This window comes from Rhizobium sp. 007, from assembly GCF_015353075.1.
Lineage (GTDB): Bacteria > Pseudomonadota > Alphaproteobacteria > Rhizobiales > Rhizobiaceae > Rhizobium.
On the sequence record NZ_CP064191.1, the window covers coordinates 67,136 to 88,544 of the forward strand.

Here is a 21,409-nt window from a genome sequence, read left to right on the forward strand (position 1 = left end):
CGCCACAGCCCGCAGGCTTGCGAAGTCCAGTCCGTTGCGGCCGCGCGGACCTGAAGCGCGGCGTCAGCACCGCCTACTATGCCCTGTTTCATACGCTGGCCCATGAGTGTTCTGATCTTCTCGTCGGGGCTGGCGATACCCGCAATGATCCGGCATGGGCACAGGTCTACCGCTCGCTCGAACATGGGATAGCGAAGAACTCATGCAAAGCTGCCGCGACCAAGGCATTTCCAAACGGAATCCTGTCGTTCGCTGACACGTTCAGCACCATGCAGGAAGAGCGACATCGAGCCGATTACGACCCGCTGGCACGATATGTCGGCCCCGACGTCCTCGTCTTGATCGACAATCGCGAACAGGCCCTCCGCGACCTGAACTCTGCGCCGCGATCGGATCGCAAGGCGTTTGCCGTCTGGGTTCTGTTTCAGAAGAAGCGCTAGCCATCGAGAAGGCAAAGGATTGCGCCAAAGTTGGCTTCTGCGAAAACCCGACACTCGCGATCGGCTCAATTAGTCCGCCACGACCACTGCCACTTCGCGGTCAGACCGGCCGTCAAGTCCACGTCCTCGCCAGTCTCTTCCAGTTGCCCCTTAGAATAACCGATCTTGAAGGCAGTATGGCCCTCATCATCGAAATTTAAATTGATGTCGTTTGGCACTTAAACGGGGTCTTGTTCACTTTTGTGGAGATCGGCGTCATCCGTGCTTTAAGAAGTTCAAGGCCTGCCCTGCCATACATTCCACGTTTGATCGTCTTCAGGCGGTTTATCTGACCTTCTGCCTGACCATTGCTCCATGGCAGGTCGACAGCGTTACAGACGGCGTCGATATCACGGCGAAGAACGCGGGGCAAAACGGGCCAAGGAAGCGAGCCCGGAGTGAATGGCCTCATCGATCCGAGTTTCGTCGAAGCTCGGCTACGAAATATACCGCGAAACCGCATGACGAACTTGCGCAAAACAGCAAACGTTGGTGATCCCTGTTTGAGGGCATCGACTTTGCGCGGCTGATTGAGTGGTAGCGTTCCGCGCGGCTTTATGCAAAGAGTGGCGGCGATAACCGGTGAGATCAAATGGCCAGTTTGCGGATCACGCACAGGGGCATTGTCATGTTTTGTCGGCAAGATCGATCCGAGCCGGTACCGCATTATCCTTATCTTTTCCCGGCTTCGCGGCGCGGCGCTAATGTCCACGACCTTTCGACGCTCAAGATCGACGATGATCGTGCCGTAGCGCCACGATTTCCTCCAACTCCAGTCATCGATGCCGACGATCCGCGGCGGGGCGTCGTCGTCGGCCCGTGCAGCATTCCGCTTCACTTGTCTAAGGATGGTGTCGTCGCTGATCGACATCCCGAGCCGCTGCATCAAGCGTTCGCCGGACCGCCCGCCCGTATTGTGGCCAAGCAGGTGGACTATTTCGAGGTGGCCGAGGAGCTGCATTTCGGCCGGGCGGCCGCCAAGGTGCGCCAGTAGCAGGCGCCTGATCGCGATCCCTATCTGCATCTTGAGGCGATCAAAGAGGGATAGGGGATTTCAGGTGAGGGAATGGCCTACTTTTGGCGTCGGCTCGAATCTCTCAGCAAGGAGTTAATGCGATGTCTCACCGGCCAATCGCTCTTTGTCCTCATGCATTGCTAGACGTTCATACTGCTGGACAGGATAAATAAGCTCGCAGCCATAAGCAAAATACAGGAGCAATCGTTGAAAAAATGAATTTTTAGCCGGCGTATACCTTCCGACGTGGGCGGAGGCCAATTGCAAACTCGGTAGACGCTCGCCATCGACCGTAGCCAACTGCAGATGCGAGTAGCCAACTGGCTTATGTGATTGCTGTTTCTGGCCCATGCTATGAAACCCTTGAATGCCCATGGTGTGCGGTTGAGCCCTTACTATAGCCTAGCGGGTGGCAATCCCCCATTCCAATGCGTAGGAGACATGACAGTATGCAGATTGATTATGCCGTCGGCGATGGCCCTTCCATCTATGGTGTTGACCTCGCCAGCAAAGGTCTCAGAAAACGGGAGCTGCGGTCCGACAGACTAAAACTCGCAACACAAAGGATTTCATCTTTCATGGCTTTCTATCCTTGGACATTTATCCGGACATTCACATTTGTCGGCGCTACTGCCATTGTGCTCGGCACGCAGGCTCCGTTGGCGCAAGAATTGTCCACCCCGTCACAATGGCCGGACACGCCAACGTCACGAGTACAAGCCCTCGCAGTGCTCCAGACGCTGAATGCCCAGCTCCTCAGCAATACCAGCGCAACGTTGACACTCGATAGTTGGTGCGCTTTGCACAAGCTGGCGCCGGAAGGCTCCAAGATCGTGGCGCACCGTGTCCGCGGGCAGGACAAACCCGCAGATGCTCTTATCCGCGAACTATTGGCCGTTGGACCAGATGAGCCAGTCTCCTATCGACGCGTTCACTTGGCATGCGGCGACCGCATACTCTCAGAGGCTGACAATTGGTACGTGCCGGCAAGACTGACGGCTGATATGAACAATGCGCTGAATACGACCGACATATCGTTTGGTCGAGCTGTTCAATCACTCAAATTCGCCCGCACAAACTTATCGGCCGAATTACTTTGGTCACCTCTGCCGAAAGGTTGGGAAATGGGGGCCGAACTGCCGGAGTCGGCGATGGCGCCTCTTGCCGTGCCGCCGTTCCTTCTCGAACATCACGCTGTGCTGAAATTGAGGGACGGAACGCCTTTCAGCGCATTGATCGAAAGCTATACCAGCAGCGTTCTGGATTTTCCGGCTCCGCATGTGCGTCCTCGATAGTGCTTGGCGCGATTGTCACCAAACTCGGCATGTCAGGATTACAGGACGACGAAGCTTCCGCCGGACATCGTTGCCCGGCAAGGTCGCGCTCGATGTCGTAAAGTGCACCGATACGGTCGAGAGCCTCACGTGCGATCTCGGCTTTATTCGAGGTCCAGATATTGTGGAACGCGTCAGCAATGATGACATGGACGCCTCCCTTCCGCCGGAGCCAAGCTTGGGGAATATGAAGGCGTATCAACGAGAGGGTTCATCATGCAAGCTCATGCCAGCGTTGTTCGTAGACCTACTGCCGACAGTTGCTTCCCCATATGCACGCCGGACAAGGCGGGTCGCCGAGATTGTCGGTCTGCTCGGCCATAGCGCAGGTGGACGCCCCGGCGAGCGATTGATGCGCCGGCTCGGCATGCCAGTCAGTGACGACACTATCCTGCGGCAGCTGAAGCGGGACGCTGCAATCGCCCACCGTGGCTCTCCGATCCGGGTCGTTGGCATAGATGACTGGAGTTGGCGACGATCGTCGCGGTACGGGCACGTATCGTCGATCTCGAGCGCCGTTCGGTAGTGGACTTCCTTGAAGACCGGAGCGCCAAGTGCGGCGCAATGGCTTAAGGGGCACCCTTCTGTCGAGATTGTCAGCCGCGACCGATGCGGGCTCTACGCCCAAGCCGCTCGCGAGGGCGCACCTCAAGAACTTCAGGTGGCCGATCGATTTCATCTCATGCAGAATTTGCGGGTCGCAATCGAGGAACAGATGAGCCTTACGGGTCGCGCTACGGGAAGAGCGTTGCTGCCCGATAAGGATATCGGGAACACACAAGTCGACCTCCTTCAGGATGATGCGGACGTTGACACAACGCTTCGGCGCAAGATACGCCGCTAGCTGATCGTTGCGCCTGCCAGACGCCACAACCATCGTGCGCGTCAGCTCGCGCACTGGGATGAAGGACAAAAGCCGCTTCGACACGCGATACTTTATCGCCTCCGCCGAGCTGACGGCCGAACGGGCCGCTCATGCCGTGCGGGCCACTGGCTGATCGAGAACGCTCTGCACTGGACCCTCGACGTCTTCTTCAACGACGACCAGTCGCGGCTCAGAAAAGGCCACGGCGCACTCAACCTGGCCATCGTGCGCCATTTCAAGAGCGTTTGCTGTTTTGCGCGGCTTTGCCATGCGGTTTCGGGGTATATTTCGTAGCCGCAACTGGGTTGTGTCTGCCTACGGGCCAACGTCAGGCATATGCCCTGATTGTCGATGCCGGAGTAGAAATCGGCACGGCTGGTCGTACCGCAGGCTCCATGGAACGGTTCCTCCTGTTGTGGCGTTCGAACAACGCCACCCTTTAGCACGTCGATGCTGTTAGAGCGGGCCGTTCACCTCATCAATTTTTGTGTCTTGGAATTGAGCTATCGACCTGGCTGGTCACTTCGTTGTCTCCAGGCAACAGCGAGAAGATGTCAAAGCATGTGGTGGACGGCGGCGATCTGGCCGAACTGCTGGTTCGGTTTGTTAGATACAGGAGAAGACGCGGCTCCTGAATGGTCATCCATATCGAGGTCTACTGTGACTAGCTCTTGCTTCTTGCCAGGATGCTCGACGGTGTTGCATCGATGCGGCAGTTCCACTCGACGGGCCTTACCTCGGCAGGTTCCCCTCGCGGCTTTCCAATGCGTCATGGCGCGGGGCCGATGAATGTGATGGAGGCGAGTGCGGAGCGTCTCGTCAATATCATCGCTGAATGGGCGGCGATCAATTTTTGGCAAGCCGGCGTGTATCGCTTCGCATTGTCCGATGTACGACAGTGTCGGACCTGCAACATAACCGGTTCGATTGATTACGTTGTATCAAAAGGAGTTTTTGCTTTGGCACGCACATTGCGACGAGTCGTTCGCAGATGCGTCAAGGACCAACGATAGTCGCGTGGAGATGTCGAAATGTCAGCAAAGCTCATTCTACCGGTGCCCGCATCCGGTCATCCTACAGAAGGACATTCCAGATGCAGAAGAATGAAGAGGCCGTACTCGCCAAGGAATAGTCGAGCCGAGGCTTCACAGGCGCTTTTGCTGCGCTTGCCTTCGCGCGAATGCAAACTCTACACTCGCTCCAACCCGACGAGTTCCTGGATGTCCGCAAAGGGCGCACTGTCACAGCACCTGCGGGAGGGCGTCGGTCGATGACGCATGCCGGAATAGTTTCGCGTACTCGTGCATTTGCCCTGAGCATGGTCGCGCTGCACCCTCTGATGACCGGGGAAGCGGCGGCCGTCGAAGCTTCGCGAGCCGAATCCGAGATCGGAAATTTTGTGCTGAGCAACGGCATGGAGGTGGTCGTCATACCCGATCACCGGGCGCCGATCGTCACGCAAATGGTCTGGTACAAGGTCGGCAACGCCGATGAGGTACCCGGCAAATCCGGCATCGCTCATTTCCTGGAGCATCTGATGTTCAAGGGCACGACGAAGCACCAGGCCGGCGAGTTTAGCGCAAAGATCGCGGAGATAGGCGGCGAGGAGAACGCCTTCACTTCGTCCGACTACACTGCCTATTTCCAGACGGTCACGCCGGGCGCACTCTTGACGATGATGGAATTTGAAGCTGACCGGATGCGCCATCTCGTGATCGTGCCGGAGCGCGATGTCATTCTCGAGGAGCGGCGCTTGAGGGTCGAAGGCAATCCCAAGGCGCTTCTCAACGAGGAGATGCAGGCGACCCTCTATCAAAACCATCCTTACCGCATCCCGGTGATAGGCTGGATGCAGGAGATAGAACGGCTCAATCGCGGGGACGCCATGGCGTTCTACGATCGCTACTATGCCCCGAACAACGCCATACTGGTAATAGCAGGCCATGTGGACGTCGCTAGGGTGGGCAAGATGGCGGAGGAGACCTACGGGCGTGTACCGCGCGGTCGGGAGCTGCCGCCTCGGGTGCGGCCGCAGGAGCCGGAGCAGAACACCAAACGGACGGTCGTGCTCACCGACCCGCGCGTGACCATGCCGAGCTTCCAGGAGTCCTTGGTGGTGCCTTCCTACAGAACGGCCGAGCCGGGCGAAGCCGAATCCCTGGATCTTCTGTCGGAAATACTCGGCGGAGGAACGCGCAGCCGCTTCTACCAGGAATTGGTGGTGAAACGGGGAATAGCCTCTTCTGCCAGCGCCGATTTTGAGGGAATGTCACTCGATGCGACGAGCTTCACAATTTACGGCTCGCCGCGGGGCGAGGCGAAGATCGATGCGGTGGAAGACGCGATCGAAGCTGAAATTCGGAAAATCATCAGGGCTGGAGTCACGGAGGTCGAACTCGAGAAGGCCAAGAATCGCCTCGTGCGCTCGATGATCTTCGCACGCGACAGCCAGGCGGAAATGGCCCAGATCTTCGGGGCGGCGCTCGCCACCGGCAGTACTGCGGAGGATGTGCAGAAATGGCCGGAGAGGGTCCGCGGGGTAACGGCGGCTGAGGTTCAGGCGGTTGCCAGGAAATATCTTAATCCGGACCGATCGGTGGTGGGGTATCTGCTGCCGCGAGAAAACGCATCCTCAGGAGATAGGCGATGACGACGTTAAATGGACTGCCGTGCGAGGCGGTTAAGCGACTGCTGATTGTGCTCCTATTGCTGAGCCTTGCCGCGGCGATGCCGGCTCGGGCGGCCATCGCCATCCAGGAGGTCAAGGCATCGAGCGGGATCAAAGCCTGGCTGGTTGAAGATTATGCGGTCCCGATCATCACCGTTAGTTTCGCGTTCCGGGGAGGCAGCACGCAGGATCCTTCCGATAAGGAAGGCGCTATCAATCTCATGAGTAGGTTGTTTGACGAAGGAGCTGGCGACCTTGACAGCAACGCCTTTCAGCAACGGCTGGACGATGCCGGCGCCGAGATGCGATTCGACGCGAGGCGTGATGCGGTCTACGGACGCATGCGAGTGCTTGCCAATCAGAAGGATGATGCGTTCGCTCTTCTCCGGCTGGCCATCGAGCAGCCGCGCTTCGACCAGGCGGCCATGGATCGCGTTCGTGCCCAGATCGTCTCCCGTATCACGGCAAAAGAGAAGGATCCGGAGACGGCCGCACAGATCGCATGGATGAAGGCGATCTATGGGGATCATCCGTATTCCCGGCCGTCTAAGGGCACCGTGCAATCCCTCGCCGCCATCACGGCCTCCGATCTGAAGGCGCTTCATACGCGACTTTTCGCTCGCGGCAACCTTGCCATCGCCGTAGCGGGCGCAATCGACGTCGGCGCGCTCAAGCGCGATCTGGATCAGATATTCAGCGGCTTGCCTGCGGAACCCTCCCTTGTGCCGGTCGCGGAAACCGCGCCGAAGCTGGGGCAGGAAATTCGAATCCAGCATGACTTACCTCAGGATCGGCTGCGCCTGGCCTATCCGGGAATCAGCCGCAAAGACCCGCAATTCTTCGCAGCCTATATGATGAACCACATCCTCGGTGGAGGCGCGTTCACGTCCAGGCTCTGGAACGAAGTGCGCGAGAAGCGAGGGCTCGCTTACGGCATCGAATCTCGCCTCGAGAACAACGATCATGCCTCGGCACTCGTTATCGGCACGAGGACCCGCCCGGATCGCGCCGCAGAGACGCTCTCCCTCATTCTCGCCGAGGTGAGGCGGATGGCGGAGGAGGGCGTCGGCGAGGAGGAGCTCGAAGCGGCGAAGAAAAATGTAATCGGCAGGTATGCGATCGACAATCTCGATTCATCCAGCGTGATCGCCGACACTCTGATCGCAATCCAGATGCAAGATCAAGGCATCGACTATATCGAGCGGCAAAAACAGTTAATCCAGGCCGTAACCGTTGAGAACGTTCGGTCGGCCGCGAGACGGCTTCTCTCCGCCGATCCCGCCGTGATGATCGTCGGACCGCCGCTCGAGGGCCGGAAAGGATGACGGTTCGCAGGGAAAGCCCGCCCGTTCGGCGGCAGATTTCATGATCTATAACAACCATTCACCGGATCGCTCAAAGATCCGCACTGTCAGTTGATCGAGGGATTAGACAATGGCAAGCACCAATTTCCGCCCCCTTCACGACCGCGTCGTCGTTCGCCGCGTTGAATCCGAAGAAAAGACCAAAGGCGGCATCATCATTCCCGATACCGCTAAGGAAAAGCCGCAGGAAGGCGAAATCGTCGCCGTCGGTTCCGGCGCTCGTGACGAGTCCGGCAAAGTCGTCGCTCTCGACGTCAAGGCTGGCGACCGCGTTCTGTTTGGCAAGTGGTCCGGCACAGAAGTCAAGATCAACGGCGAAGACCTTCTGATCATGAAGGAAGCCGACATCATGGGCATCATCGGCTGATCCAGCCGGTCGCTTTTTACCCGAAATCGCTGACAACCCTTCGGAGCTTTCAAAATGGCAGCTAAAGAAATTAAGTTCGGCCGCACCGCGCGCGATAAGATGCTGCGCGGCGTCGATATCCTCGCTGACGCAGTCAAGGTGACGCTCGGCCCGAAGGGCCGTAACGTCGTGATCGACAAGTCTTTCGGCGCGCCGCGCATCACCAAGGACGGTGTTTCGGTCGCCAAGGAAATCGAACTTGAGGACAAGTTCGAGAACATGGGCGCGCAGATGCTGCGTGAAGTCGCCTCCAAGACCAGCGACGTTGCCGGCGACGGCACGACGACGGCAACCGTTCTTGCCCAGGCCATCGTTCGCGAAGGCGCCAAGGCCGTTGCTGCCGGCATGAACCCGATGGACCTGAAGCGCGGTATCGATCTTGCTGTCGATGCCGTCGTCAAGGAACTGAAGAACAACGCCCGCAAGATCTCCAATAATGCCGAAATCGCCCAGGTCGGCTCGATCTCCGCCAACGGGGATGCCGAAATCGGCAGTTTCCTTGCTGAGGCCATGCAGAAGGTCGGCAATGAAGGCGTCATCACCGTCGAAGAAGCCAAGACCGCCGAAACCGAACTCGAAGTCGTCGAAGGCATGCAGTTTGACCGCGGCTACCTGTCGCCGTACTTCGTTACCAATCAGGACAAGATGCGGGTCGAGCTTGAGGATCCCTATGTTCTCATCCACGAGAAGAAGCTCTCCAACCTGCAGTCGATGCTTCCGGTTCTCGAAGCCGTCGTGCAATCGGGCAAGCCGCTGCTCATCATCGCTGAAGACGTCGAAGGCGAAGCACTTGCCACGCTCGTCGTCAACAAGCTGCGCGGCGGGCTGAAGATTGCTGCCGTCAAAGCTCCGGGCTTCGGCGACCGCCGCAAGGCCATGCTCGAGGACATCGCGATCCTCACCGGTGGTACGGTCATCTCCGAAGACCTCGGTATCAAGCTCGAGTCCGTTACCCTTGAAATGCTCGGCCGTGCGAAGAAAATCGTTGTCGAGAAGGAAAACACCACGATCATCGACGGCGCCGGCGCCAAGTCCGACATCGAAGGCCGCGTTGCTCAGATCCGTGCGCAGATCGAAGAAACCACCTCCGACTATGATCGCGAGAAGCTGCAGGAACGTCTTGCCAAGCTCGCAGGCGGCGTTGCCGTCATCCGCGTCGGCGGCTCGACGGAAGTCGAAGTGAAGGAAAAGAAGGACCGCGTCGACGATGCACTGCATGCGACCCGTGCGGCAGTCGAGGAAGGCATCCTGCCAGGGGGCGGTGTGGCGCTGCTGCGCGCCTCCTCGCAGCTGACGGTCAAGGGTCAAAACGCCGACCAGGAAGCTGGCATCAACATCGTCCGTCGCGCGCTGCAGGCTCCGGCCCGCCAGATTGTTGAGAACGCTGGTGACGAAGCTTCGATCGTTGTCGGTAAAATGCTCGAAGGAAATTCCGATAACTACGGCTACAACGCTCAGACCGGCGAATATGGCGACATGATCGCCATGGGTATCGTCGATCCGGTCCAGGTCGTTCGCACCGCCCTTCAGGACGCAGCCTCGGTCGCCGGTCTTCTGGTCACCACGGAAGCCATGATCGCCGAGCTTCCGAAGAAGGACGTTCCCGCGATGCCGGGCGGCATGGGTGGCATGGAAATGATGTGATAAGGCGAACGCCTTAGCACAGCGGGTATGATCCGACAGAGCAGCCGCGTTCGCATTGTGGGTCGCCGTTGATGTGTCGGGGGCGTGTTTGACTTGCATCAAGGCTGATTGACCTAATGGGCCGTAATGTCTTCGTTTCTACCCTATGCGCATAAAGTCGCGCAACCTTTGGCAATAGCTTTGGAGAGCAATATGGTCTTGTGTATGGAGTCCCCGGCTCCCTCGATTAAAGTGCAGAACTGGCTGCGTGGCGAGCCCCTCACGATCTTCCAGCCCGGCAAGGTGTACATCGTCGAATTTTGGGCAACTTGGTGCGGACCATGTGTGTCGGCGATACCCCATCTGGTGCAGCTGCAGGAGAACTACAAGCACAGCGGACTTGAGGTCATCGGAGTCGCGGCAAGTGAAGTCGCTCCATCGGCCGATGAGGCCCGAACCAAGTTGAACGCGTGGTTGACCGAAAAGTGCTCGAATCTGAACTATCGGATCGCGTTCGACTCCACAGGCGAAATGATAAAGCTTTGGATGGAACCCAGCTTTTCTGTCGGAATTCCGACCTCGTTCGTGGTCGACCGAGACGGCCACATCGCCTTTATCGGTGATCCGATGAAACTCGATGACGTTTTGCCGAAAGTGCTTAACGGCAGCTGGCGCACCAGCGATCAAGCGAAAGCCGCTGATACGGAGCGGATCGCCGAATGCGAACCGATAGCGCGCAAAGAAGCGTTGAAGAAGCCGATCAATGATAAATTTTGGGCATCGGTGAAGATAGAGGATTGGAAGACGGCACTCTCGGCGATCGAAGAGGGCATCGCCTTGATGCCGGACGACATCAATATCCGCGTGCTCCATGCGCAGCTGTTGCTTCACAGAATGCACGATATGCGGGCCGGCTTGCCCGTCATCCGCCAATTGATTCGCGACGCGATCCAACGAAACTCTGAGCATTGGATGATTATGGCGATAGACCAACTCTTCCATCCGGCGTATGACCATTCGCGCTTCCCGTCTGCTGAGCGTCTCGCGATGGGCAAAGAGCTGTCTGAACACATCCTTGCACTTAATCCCCAGCAAGGCGACGTCCCTAAGTTCCTGTCTTATCGGGCGGTCGCTCGGTACTATTACGAGAGCGGCAACAAACATCGCGCGATCGAGTTGGTCGAGCTGGCACTGAAGTCGCTGGACGGTCCGGAGCCAGTCCCGGACGAAATGAGACAGGACTTTCTGTCGGATTTGCTGCAGACCTTGGCCAACTACAAGGGTGAGGAGGTTCGCTACGGCGCACTCTGTGTCGCTCCGCATAACAAGTTCTCGAACGGTGCCACGCCGAGGGTGGAGAAAGAGAAATCGAATTGAAGATGCGTAAGAAAACCTCTTGAATGACCTTTTATTCCGTTTGGACCACCAAAAGCTCGGCGCATCGGCTCCCTCTCCACTTTCGCAAGCATCTCAAAACGACGGCACTAACGGCGGCGCTGCTCACCGCAGCGTCGGCGAGAAGTGGGCGCAGCAGTATATTAAACCGACGTCAGCATGACTTCCGACGTGGAAGCGGCGCGCGCGAGCTGGTTGACGGACCGCAACGACACATTCCGTTAGCGAATGGTCGAAGCCGAAGATGATCGGGAGCGGCAAACTTGCTAATGCGAGAGATAAGCGGTCGGCTGGCCCCCAATGCGATTCGGTGGATCGTTGCAATCTCGGTGACGCTGCACCTGATGGCCAATTGCGCAGTTGGGCAGCTTCCGGCTAAGAAACCTCTGCCCCCGCCATCAGAGCAAAGCATCACCGTTGAAATTCTGGCGGAGGCGCAAGCTGAAGTGTCGCGATCCTCCGCTGTTATCGAGGGGAGAAGCACGCCCCTCCCATTGTCTGCGTCGGCTAATGAGGCACACAAAGAAGCGGGCACGAAGCCGATTGCGTCTGCAGAACCAACCCCAGCAGGGGACACCATGGTGCACGCGAAACAGCTGTTTTCGTCAAAGATATTGGCGGATCCGCGGAGAAAGGAAGCGCTGTTGGCGCTTAGGCAGCTCGCTAGAGATGATCAAATTATTCAGGTGTGCAACGTCGAGCTCATGGAGCAAGTCCAAAGGTGGAATTCCGACTACCAGCCGGATTTCGTGGTCGCTTACGCCAAAGCCGACACAAAGCTGTCTGGTCTGACGCTCCAAGCGAATGGCGGAGCACTTCGAAGCAAACGACAGTGGTACGATGTCAAGTTCAAATGCGAAGTCACCCCCGATCTGGAACAAGTCGTCGCGTTTGAATTCTCGCTAGGAGCGGAAATTCCCGAAAGCGAGTGGAAAAGGCATTCTTTGCCCGTCGGCGACAGCCCATCCGATTAGGACCGAGGGACAGCTCATCCTTGAGGTGCGTCACGGCCCCCATTGATGAATGACCTCGGCCGTTGATCGTTTTACATTGTAGTAGCTAGCCACCAAACTCTTCCTGCTGTAGCCATGGCGGCGGCAGCGGGAGAGATTCTGCCGACCATTCAGCAGTTGGTGCGGGAACAACGGCGACGGCCCTTAGACCGCTGATGTCCGCTCTATACTTCACGGCCGGTCCTTGGGGTCGAACTGAACGATAGCGATCCAATTGGCAGTGAGTGCCGGTTTATTCTCGTTCTCGATTTCGACCGTAACCTCGCAGGTGGTCACCAGCATGTTGGCGGCGCGAAAGCGGCAATCCAAAAGCACGAAGCGGCCACGCACACGGCTGCCGGTCTTGACCGGCGACATGAAGCGGACGCGGTCGAAGCCGTAATTGAGGCCCATGGTCTGTTCGCGGATCTTCGGCATGCCACTGAAGTTCATTACCGACAGAAGCGAAAGTGTCAGGAAGCCATGGGCGATCGTGCCGCCGAACGGGCTTTCGGCCGCTGCGCGTTGCGGGTCCACGTGGATGAACTGATGGTCATGGGTCGCATCGGCGAAGAGGTTGATTATCTTTTGATCGACGGTGATCCATTCTGATTTGCCGACTTCCTGGCCGACCAGCCTCGACACTTCCGCGAGGGAGATTTCATGCATACGAGCTCACTTGATTCAATTTCTAAATACGAAAGTATTGGCGTTCTCCGATGGAGGAGCGTCGCTAGCTGAAAGCGTCACAATCATTCGACGGTGACCGATTTGGCGAGATTGCGCGGCTGGTCCACATCTGTGCCCATGAAGACCGCCGCGTGATAGGCAAGAAGCTGTAGCGGCAGCGAGAAGATCATCGGCGCGATAATCTCCTCGACACTAGGCAGCACGATGCGGTGCATCGTATCGAGTTTGGATATCGCAGCTCCCCTCTCATCGGTGATGAGAATGATGCGACCACCCCGGGCGGCCACTTCCTGCATATTCGAGACGGTCTTGTCGAAGAACCGATCATGTGGGGCGATGACGATGACCGGCATGTTTTCGTCGATCAGCGCGATCGGACCGTGCTTCAATTCACCCGCCGCATAGCCTTCGGCGTGGATATAGGAAATCTCCTTGAGCTTCAGCGCGCCCTCCATCGCTAAGGGAAAATTCGTGCCGCGGCCGAGATAGAGCACGTCACGGCATTTCGACAGTTCCCGCGAGAGGAGCTCGATCTTCGGCTGGATGCTGTTCAGCACCTGTCTCATGATGTGCGGCATCTCGGTCAAGCTCTTGACGAGTGCCTGCTCCTCATCGTCGGTGACCGTGCCGCGCCCCTTGCCTGCGCCGATGGCGAGCGCAGCGAGGACGGCAAGCTGGCAGGTGAATGCCTTGGTAGAGGCAACGCCGATCTCCGGGCCGGCGAGGATCGGGAAGACGGCATCGGCCTCCCGGGCAATGGTCGATTCGCGGGCATTGATGACGGCGCCGATCTTCAGGCCGTGCTCCTTGCAATACCGGAGCGATGCGAGCGTGTCGGCGGTCTCACCCGATTGCGAGATGAAGAGCGCCGCCGACTGCGGCGACAGCGGAATTTCGCGATAGCGGAATTCGGAGGCGACGTCGATTTCCACCGGTAGGCGCGCATAGCGCTCGAACCAATATTTGCCGATCAGGCCCGCCAGATAGGCAGTGCCGCAGGCAGAGATGGCGAGGCTCGCAACCTTCGCAAAATCGAAACCGTCGGAAACGGGCACCACGCGATTGTCGATGAAGTTGACGTAGTGGCCAAGAGCACGGGCGACGACTTCCGGTTGCTCGTAGATCTCCCTCTCCATGAAATGGCGATGATTGCCCTTGTCGACCAGATGGGCGGTAGCCATCGAGATCTGCCGTGGGCGCGTGACGACGTTGCCCTCGCTATCGAAGATTTGCACTCCCGTTTTCCCGATAACGGCCCAGTCGCCATCGACTAGATAGGTGATATCATTGGTGAAGGGAGCAAGAGCGATCGCATCGGAGCCCAGGAACATCTCGCCGTCGCCATGGCCGATCACCAGCGGCGGCCCATTGCGCGCCGCAATGATGGTCGATGGATCATCCTGGAATAGGATGGCAAGCCCGAAAGTGCCCTTGACGCGCTTCAGCATAGCATGCATCGCCTCCTGGCACCCCATACCATCCCGCCGGTATTTTGCCAGAAGTTGGGCAACGACCTCGGTGTCGGTGTCGGTCTGGAATTCCGCCCCTGCCGCCGCCAATTCGTCCTTCAGTTCGGCGAAATTTTCGATGATGCCGTTATGGACGACGGCGACACCGTCGCTAAAGTGCGGGTGCGCGTTGCATTCTGTCGGTGCCCCATGGGTTGCCCAGCGCGTGTGGGCGATGCCGATGGTGCCACTCAGCGGCTCTTCCTTCAGTCTCGTCTTGAGATTGACGAGCTTGCCCTCTGCTCGGCGGCGATGCAAAGCGCCCTCGGTGATGGTCGCAACGCCGGCCGAATCATAGCCGCGATATTCGAGACGCTTTAACGCGTCGACCAGCCGCTCCGACACTGGCTGTTGCCCAACGATGCCAACAATCCCGCACATGTTCGTCTCCGTATTCATCCCGGCAGCCTTAGCCGACGCAGTAATCGCGAGGACGGACGCCCGCCCGGCGCGCCTTCCTTCGGATCTCCTAATAGCATTTGGCAAGATTGGTAAAATTGATTGTAGCGATAACTATCATCCACCCTATGGATACATTGAGATGCGTTTGAGGGCCTTGTTCGTGGCGCTCGACCGAACGCGGCACACGGCCGCCCGAAGCACCCACCCCAGTCAGCCGGCCGTGAGCGCAACGATCGCGCGGCACCGCACCTATTTCGGCGACGAACTGTTTGCAATGCAAGGCCCGAACTAGCCCCGCTAGCTCCCTACCGAGGAATTGAATCCTCGTTGCTCGGATCGGCCTGGTCCCGAGCGAGGATCTGACTTTGCTGGTAGCACTATCGAAACAATTCGTTGACCCAGTTGTAATAGCTCATCGCAGGACTAAGCCCGCCGCCGCGTGACAGCGCCCAATGGGGTTGACTAGAGTGCGTGCGCCGCTGTCAGGGTGCATTTGGCGATCAGAGCGTCGAACCTAACGGAGGAGACTAGATCAAAAAGCCTGAGGCGCATATCGGTGTATCCGTTTGGCAAATAGGACGCATGAAAACAAATAGTTTTACCGCACTTACCGAATCCTACTAGGACACAGTCATTCTAACCGGTGCGGAAGTGAATAAGGAGTAGCCGGGCGAAACCGACTATGCGACTGCCCTTGGCGACTGAAACGGAGAAAAAATTTGTCTGATGCAAAACTGCAGAGCGTACTTTCCTGTCTTTCGCAATTGGGCAGGCAGCTGGATCCTTTGCCATCCATGACAGCACCGGATGCTAGTTGCATCAAACTAAACACGAATGAGAATCCATTCGCGTTGCCGTCACCCGTAATGCAGAGCGCTGTTGCGGCGCTCGAACGGCAGTATCTATATCCAGAAGATGACAACAACGGCTTGAGGGAAGCAGCCGCCAAAGCCTATGATCTCTCCAGGGATCAGGTGATCGCCGGGAACGGATCGTCTGAACTTCTCGGGCTCATCTATAGGGCATTCCTTGCTCCAGGTGACACTGTGGCGATGATGTCGCCAGGGTTTTCGTTCAACCGCAAACTGGCCGCGCTGCAGGATGCTAAATTTCTCGAAATCGGATGTGACGAATTTCAATCATTGCCGATCGAGCAATTGCTTTTCGGGCCTGCAAAAGATGCTAAATTCATTCTCTTAGCCAATCCGAATAACCCGACTGGGACATTTGTTCCGATTGCCGACATCGAACGCCTTGTAGCACAATCCGACCGCTTGATCGTAGTGGATGAGGCCTACGTGGACTTTGCACCTGACAGCGCTCTGCGTCTCATTAACCGTTATTCGAACCTTCTGCTCTTAAGAACATTTTCGAAAAGCTATGCCGCCGCAGGCATTCGCGTTGGGTTCGGCCTCGGTCATCCTGAGGTCATCGGCAGGCTGCGCAACATCCAGAACGTCTTCAACATGAACGCGATAGGCCATGCGGTTGGAGTCAGCATCCTTTCGCATCGGGCCGCCTACGAAGAGAATCACAAACATATTAGGGATGAGAGACAGCGAGTGAGCGCTACGCTGACGCAACTTGGATTCTCCGTAACTCCCTCGCAGGCAAACTTCTTGCTGGCCCGTGTGCCAGCTGGACGAGACGGCATCTGGTGGCAAGCCTCCTTGGAACGGAAAAAGATACTCGTTGCCGCCTTCCCTGATGAGGGTCTGAAAGATTGCATCCGCGTTAGCATCGGTACAAAAGCGCAAATGGATGCGTTTCTTGAGGCGGTCAATGACATTTTGGGGGCTGAGAGTTCTCGAGCGTCGGCCGTGAAGCCTCATTAGTCTCTGCTCTGTGCTGTGCGGCAAGATGGTACGGCGAGAACCGCACTGCTTTGGCCGATTGTCTACACCTCCGAAAGTAGGTCCCATAGGCCGGCTTGCTTCGGTGAATGCCGGTGCTTGCCAATGCCTTACCTCAAGGTATGCCTCCGTTCTAACTGCAAACCCTGGGCACCTGGGCCGATATCCTTGGAAACCTTAAGGATGCATCGTGGGCAGAGCGGGGGCGGCGCCTACTGATGAGCCTTTCAGCAAGAGCCGAAAGTGCAAGCACAGGTGCCCAACGTCGAGATACCTCAATGCTCTGGGCCCAGCCGGAACAACAGTCAAAGGCAAGCATAAGTCATGTCAAGCCAAGTTTTCAAGTCTTAGGTCGCTTGGATCACGCCTGAAGCTCTGTGCATGAAAGTTGGAGATAGCGGAATGAGAAATGCCTTTTCTTCTAAGCTAACCGTTGGCATCTTTGATCACTTGGACGAGGACGGTCGCGATATCGCACAACAATACGCAGATCGCTTGAGGTTAACAGAGACCTGTGATCGGCTCGGTTTTTATGCGTATCATCTCGCAGAGCACCATTGTACCCCGCATGGGACGGCTCCATCGCCGAATTTGTTCCTATCGAGCGTCGCACAGCGCACCCGCCAACTTCGTGTCGGCCCTCTGGTCATGCTGCTTAGCCTTTATCACCCGCTGCGCGCGTTTGAAGAGATCTGTATGCTGGACCAATTGAGCGGTGGTAGGCTCGATCTGGGCATAGGGCGCGGCTCTCTCCCGGCCGAATTGGGTTATTTCGGGATCGGTGCAGACGCGATGCCAGAGTGCTACGTCGAAGCGAGCGAAATCCTTGTCGAGGCGATGAAGGGCGGCACCCTATCCTACCAGGGCCACCATTTTGAGCTAAACAACGTCCCTTTGACACTGCGGCCTCATCAGCGGCCGCATCCGCCTACATGGATCGCCACGAATCGACCCGAGTCTGCGTGTTGGGCCGCTGCGAATGGCGCGAATATCGCGTGCCTAGGACCCGCGTCCGTTGTTCGCAAAATTACTGATGCCTTCCGCTCCCATCGAGGGAAAATCGGTGACGCGGGCGATGAATCGCCCTTTCTCGGATTGCTTCGAATGGTAGTAGTCGGACGTTCTGCCGAGCATGCCTATTCGCTCGCGGCACCTGCTTACGAACGATGGCTTAAGAGCTTCAAGTTCCTTTACGATGTCAATGCGATTCCAATTCCATCAAACCTGCCGCTCACCTTCGATGCAGCAATAGAGAGTGAATTGTGCGTGGTAGGAACGGCAGCTTTTGTGCGACGAACCCTTCTTGATCAGTTGGAGCAGGCGGGCGCCAACTATCTTCTTTGTCAACTCGCGTTTGGAGATCTGCCCTTGGACGATTCCCTATACACCGCCGTGGCCATTCAAACCGAAATCATGGATCGAGTTGGCTGACTGTGGCAATAGCCTGCGAACTTAGGAATATGGAAGCGCCGCTTGACCTTCCCATGCAGCCTGCGGGAACTAATGGTAATTAGTGTCTCCATTGCCATGCGCCCCCGCACTCCCTGCAAATTGAGGATGTCGCGACGCTGAGGATCGAGGCATCCCCAGTTGGATAGATGGTGTACAAAGTCAGGCGGGCATCGACTGCTTAATAGCGAGCAAATATCTGTCGATTTGTTCTTGGCCGGCTAGCGTTATTGATTTGCGACAAGGAAAGGCTAGTCGGGCGGCGGCATAAGGCCCTCACAAACCTTAATGACGGAACTGAAGATGTCTGACTCCCTGATTGAGAAATATGGAGACGCCCGGCTGCCGCGATACACGAGTTATCCTACCGCCCTGGCTTTTTCTGCAGCCGTCGGGCCTGACGATTACGTGAAAGGCCTTGCGGAAGTGGGCATTGCCGGACCCGTCTCAGTCTATGTCCACGTGCCTTTCTGTCGATCCTTGTGCTGGTATTGCGGCTGCCATACGAGCATTACCCGACACGACGCACCGGTCATCGAATATCTGGATGTCATGAGCCAGGAGATCGAACTTGTCGCTTTCGCTGCGGGCAACGCCGTGCCTGTCAACAACATACACTTCGGAGGCGGTACGCCGAGCATTGTGAACCCCGATGACTTCGCGCTCCTGATGAGAAAGTTGAGGAGTGCGTTTCAGTTCGAAGACGCCGCTGCCATCGCAGTTGAGATCGACCCGCGGACCCTCAAAGCGGCGATGGTCGATGCATTGGGTGAGAACGGCGTCAATCGCGCGAGCCTCGGCGTACAGAGTTTTGATCCCGTCGTGCAGGCGGCGATCAATCGTATTCAAACGGTCGATCAGACGGAAACGGCAGTGAGCAAGCTGCGGGCTGCGGGCGTCTCCAGTATCAATTTCGATTTGATATATGGCCTTCCGCATCAGACCGTCCGGTCCTGTGTCGATACTGTAAAACTTGCCATAGAGATGCGGCCGGACCGGCTGGCGGTTTTCGGCTATGCCCATATCCCCTCCTTGAAGAAGCACCAGCGTCTCATCGAGGATAAGACACTTCCCGATGCGTGGCAACGCAATGAGCAGGCCGAGGCGATAGCGGGCGAGCTGGTTAAGGCGGGATATGCAAGGATTGGTCTAGACCATTTCGCGCTGCCGGAAGACGAGCTTGCCCTTGCATCCGGAAACGGAACGCTACGGAGAAATTTCCAGGGCTACACCTCCGACAGCTGCGATACCCTCATCGGCCTCGGCGCTTCCGCCATCGGACGGCTTCCGACCGGCTACGTTCAAAATCATGTGCCGCTTGGTCGTTACGCTGAGCGTGTGAACTCCAGCGTGCTGCCTACCGCGAAGGGATACCGGCTGACGCGCGAGGACAATTTCCGCGCCAAGGTCATCGAACGCCTGATGTGTGACTTCGAGGTCGATCTTGCCAGCTTGAGCATGGAGTTCGGATACGATCCTGACTTCCTTGTGGAGCGGAACGAGAGCCTGAAGGAGCTGGAGGCGCACGGCGTCGCATTCATCCGCGATGGCCTGATCACCGTAGAGCAGAATGCCCGGTTCATGGTGAGGGCGGTGGCGGCTGCTTTCGATGCCTACTTTGGGTCGTATGGAAGGACACACAGCAAGGCCGCTTAGCTGGAAATAGAAGCCCCAATTTCCAGCCTTCCCTAGTTTTCGCGATGACGATAAATCGCCGACGGTGGACGTCTGAGTATAACCAGAAGTTGATCATAGTCGCATTTTAAAGAGTTATATTCGTTTAATTGAGGTGGCTGCGTCTGACCTCCGGGTCAGGTGCTGATGTTTCCGTCATGGAGGCTTAGGTTAGAGACGATTTGGCGGCTTCTTTGAGCGAACGCAAGGAACGGTGCGTCTTCCGTCCCATGGTTTTTGCATAGGATAACGGGATGACTGACGCGCAGATAGGCCTTTCCATAGTAACGCCGGTGATCGTGCTGTTCGCGATTGCCTTATATCGCATGGGAGTCCTGCAGCGGACAGGCATCGTTTCGTCCGCTCAGGCAGCCATCGCGATCGCGGCCAGTCTGTTACTGTAGAGGTAGAGAATGAATATGCAGATCCCGCCGGATTTCACGGAACTGAAAACGTCCTACGCTCAGCTGCTGGCTTGGTGCGGCATCCTCGAGGCGATTGCCGATTTTCTTCCTTGTCGTGTCGATGAGGCGATCTGTAACCATATGGCGACAGATCTGATGCCGCTATTGGACCGGATGTATTAAATGGAAGAGCGGCTTCTCTCTGGTGGTTTAAGTCTTATCACGAGCGACTGCGAGCAAATGGATGCCGAACTGCGACGGAAAACGAGCAGGAGCATGAACCGGGATGCTGCACAGCAGGTGACCAATGCATTTGAGGCGTTGAAGAGTGGCAGATGCCATCTCTCCTCAGATGCCACCGCCTATATGTTCCGTTCATTTTCTCCATTCGATGCGAGAGCATATTAAATCTAAGCAGGAGATCATGAGGGTGATCGCCACGTTGTCTGAGCTATAGCGCGGGCAATCTGAATTAGCGACGATTCTCATCTTGTTTGCCGCGCGGCACTGAGCAGCGTGCTGTTCGGCAGCCGGTCGATATTGAGTTATCTTGAGAGCGCGGTAGCCGCCTGTCCCTTGAATGGCTGAAGCTTTGACATCTGCAGCAAAAGTGTGACTTGCAATTAATATGGACTCTGGCGCGGGTGGCTGCCTACCTGGACGGAACCCTTTCAGCAGTTCTTGCGCGCTATTGAATAGGGTCACAGCGGGTAAATCTGATCCGGACTTTGCGCGGTGATGGTGTGCATGGATCGCATCACCATCCGCGCGGCCGAGGCCGTTACTGGGTCACTCGCGCGAGCTCTGCATTCAGCCGCTTGCGCACCGTGTTCGGAACCTGTGCCATCTTGATTGCATCAAGGTTGGACGGATTGTCGCCCACTTGGATGAGCACAACCATCCCCATGCGTGCGTGCGGCGTGCATTTAAGGAGATAAGCACCAGGAATGTCGAATTTTGCCTGGTACTGCTCACTCGGCTTCGACTTGAATTCCGGAGCACCTTCGGGGATCAGTCCCTTGAAAGTCTCCACGTTGTGGCCCTTGTCAGTCGGTACGAAGGTGACCGTATCGCCGGGTGCGATCTTCACGAAGCTAGGTTCAAAGACCATGGCGTCCCCTCGCGCACCTTTGTTCAGCATCTGAATTTGATGTTCTGCTGCCATTAACGGGGCTGCAATCAGCGCTGCCGTTGCAGCGGTAAGACCGAATTTCAAACGCATCTCCATATCTCCTGTGTTTCGAGGTCGGCTTGACCTCGGCCATAGGGATACAACGGGGAGCTGCTG

The 21,409-nt window shown here is 57.1% G+C and carries 18 protein-coding genes and 2 pseudogenes; 16 read left to right on the forward strand and 4 right to left on the reverse strand.

Translation table 11 applies throughout. The features are described from left to right. The first annotated feature begins 17 nt into the window (after positions 1–17). Complete coding sequence (locus tag ISN39_RS34280; protein ID WP_246763612.1) at positions 18–440, forward strand: hypothetical protein; 423 nt, start codon at positions 18–20, stop codon at positions 438–440. Positions 441–636: 196 nt separating this feature from the next. Here ISN39_RS34280 and ISN39_RS34285 read toward each other — a convergent pair whose 3' ends face one another. Beyond that, positions 637–1,503, reverse strand: coding sequence for a transposase (locus ISN39_RS34285; protein ID WP_194732387.1), 867 nt, complete (start codon positions 1,501–1,503; stop codon positions 637–639). 569 nt (positions 1,504–2,072) lie between these two features. On the opposite strand from ISN39_RS34285, the gene ISN39_RS34290 reads away from it, so the two are divergent. From ISN39_RS34290 to ISN39_RS37400, 9 genes and pseudogenes are all read left to right on the forward strand, one after another. Beyond that, positions 2,073–2,789, forward strand: a complete 717-nt coding sequence (locus tag ISN39_RS34290; RefSeq protein WP_194732615.1) for a hypothetical protein — start codon at positions 2,073–2,075, stop codon at positions 2,787–2,789. Between the two features lie 289 nt (positions 2,790–3,078). Beyond that, positions 3,079–3,576 (forward strand): annotated as a pseudogene (locus tag ISN39_RS34295) (transposase); the annotation flags it as partial. 181 nt (positions 3,577–3,757) lie between these two features. Continuing rightward, a pseudogene (locus tag ISN39_RS37395) lies at positions 3,758–3,930 on the forward strand (ISAs1 family transposase); the annotation flags it as partial. Positions 3,931–5,032: 1,102 nt separating this feature from the next. Then, positions 5,033–6,343, forward strand: coding sequence for a pitrilysin family protein (locus ISN39_RS34300; RefSeq protein WP_246763638.1), 1,311 nt, complete (start codon positions 5,033–5,035; stop codon positions 6,341–6,343). After that, positions 6,340–7,686, forward strand: a complete 1,347-nt coding sequence (locus tag ISN39_RS34305; RefSeq protein ID WP_194732389.1) for a pitrilysin family protein — start codon at positions 6,340–6,342, stop codon at positions 7,684–7,686. Before ISN39_RS34300 ends, ISN39_RS34305 begins: the two co-directional genes overlap by 4 nt. 109 nt (positions 7,687–7,795) lie before the next feature. Continuing rightward, the gene (groES, locus tag ISN39_RS34310; RefSeq protein ID WP_004675403.1) at positions 7,796–8,092 is read left to right on the forward strand and encodes a co-chaperone GroES; all 297 of its coding nucleotides are present in this window, start codon (positions 7,796–7,798) and stop codon (positions 8,090–8,092) included. A 54-nt stretch (positions 8,093–8,146) separates the two neighbouring features. Further along, on the forward strand, positions 8,147–9,775 hold the full coding sequence (groL, locus tag ISN39_RS34315) for a chaperonin GroEL (protein ID WP_194732390.1): 1,629 nt from the start codon (positions 8,147–8,149) through the stop codon (positions 9,773–9,775). 192 nt (positions 9,776–9,967) lie between these two features. Then, entirely contained in the window at positions 9,968–11,131 is a 1,164-nt protein-coding gene (locus tag ISN39_RS34320) for a TlpA disulfide reductase family protein (RefSeq protein WP_194732616.1), read from the forward strand. A 287-nt stretch (positions 11,132–11,418) separates the two neighbouring features. Then, positions 11,419–12,123: a DUF930 domain-containing protein gene (locus tag ISN39_RS37400; protein WP_246763613.1), complete on the forward strand. Its 705-nt coding sequence runs from the start codon at positions 11,419–11,421 to the stop codon at positions 12,121–12,123. A gap of 210 nt (positions 12,124–12,333) precedes the next feature. Here ISN39_RS37400 and ISN39_RS34330 read toward each other — a convergent pair whose 3' ends face one another. Further along, the gene (locus ISN39_RS34330; RefSeq protein ID WP_194732391.1) at positions 12,334–12,810 is read right to left on the reverse strand and encodes a MaoC family dehydratase; all 477 of its coding nucleotides are present in this window, start codon (positions 12,808–12,810) and stop codon (positions 12,334–12,336) included. 83 nt (positions 12,811–12,893) lie between these two features. After that, positions 12,894–14,720, reverse strand: a complete 1,827-nt coding sequence (gene glmS / locus ISN39_RS34335) for a glutamine--fructose-6-phosphate transaminase (isomerizing) (RefSeq protein ID WP_194732392.1) — start codon at positions 14,718–14,720, stop codon at positions 12,894–12,896. 740 nt (positions 14,721–15,460) lie between these two features. Here glmS and hisC point away from each other — a divergent pair. The 6 genes from hisC to ISN39_RS34370 all read left to right on the forward strand — a co-directional run bounded on the left by hisC (position 15,461) and on the right by ISN39_RS34370 (position 20,529). After that, positions 15,461–16,576 carry a histidinol-phosphate transaminase gene (hisC, locus tag ISN39_RS34345; protein WP_194732393.1) on the forward strand — a complete coding sequence of 372 codons (1,116 nt, stop codon included), beginning with the start codon at positions 15,461–15,463 and terminating at the stop codon, positions 16,574–16,576. Positions 16,577–16,996: 420 nt separating this feature from the next. Beyond that, a complete protein-coding gene (locus ISN39_RS34350; RefSeq protein WP_194732394.1) occupies positions 16,997–18,025 on the forward strand; it encodes an LLM class flavin-dependent oxidoreductase in 1,029 nt (342 codons plus the stop codon). Positions 18,026–18,346: 321 nt separating this feature from the next. Beyond that, on the forward strand, positions 18,347–19,699 hold the full coding sequence (gene hemN / locus ISN39_RS34355) for an oxygen-independent coproporphyrinogen III oxidase (RefSeq protein ID WP_194732395.1): 1,353 nt from the start codon (positions 18,347–18,349) through the stop codon (positions 19,697–19,699). Between the two features lie 272 nt (positions 19,700–19,971). Next, entirely contained in the window at positions 19,972–20,121 is a 150-nt protein-coding gene (locus ISN39_RS34360; protein ID WP_194732396.1) for a hypothetical protein, read from the forward strand. 9 nt (positions 20,122–20,130) lie between these two features. Further along, positions 20,131–20,304 (forward strand): hypothetical protein, encoded by a 174-nt coding sequence (locus ISN39_RS34365; RefSeq protein ID WP_194732397.1) that lies wholly within the window; start codon positions 20,131–20,133, stop codon positions 20,302–20,304. Next, the gene (locus ISN39_RS34370) at positions 20,305–20,529 is read left to right on the forward strand and encodes a hypothetical protein (protein ID WP_194732398.1); all 225 of its coding nucleotides are present in this window, start codon (positions 20,305–20,307) and stop codon (positions 20,527–20,529) included. It begins immediately after the preceding gene. A 373-nt stretch (positions 20,530–20,902) separates the two neighbouring features. On the opposite strand, the gene ISN39_RS34375 is transcribed toward ISN39_RS34370, so the two are convergent. Then, entirely contained in the window at positions 20,903–21,343 is a 441-nt protein-coding gene (locus tag ISN39_RS34375; protein WP_194732399.1) for a pseudoazurin, read from the reverse strand. Between the last annotated feature and the right edge of the window lie 66 nt (positions 21,344–21,409).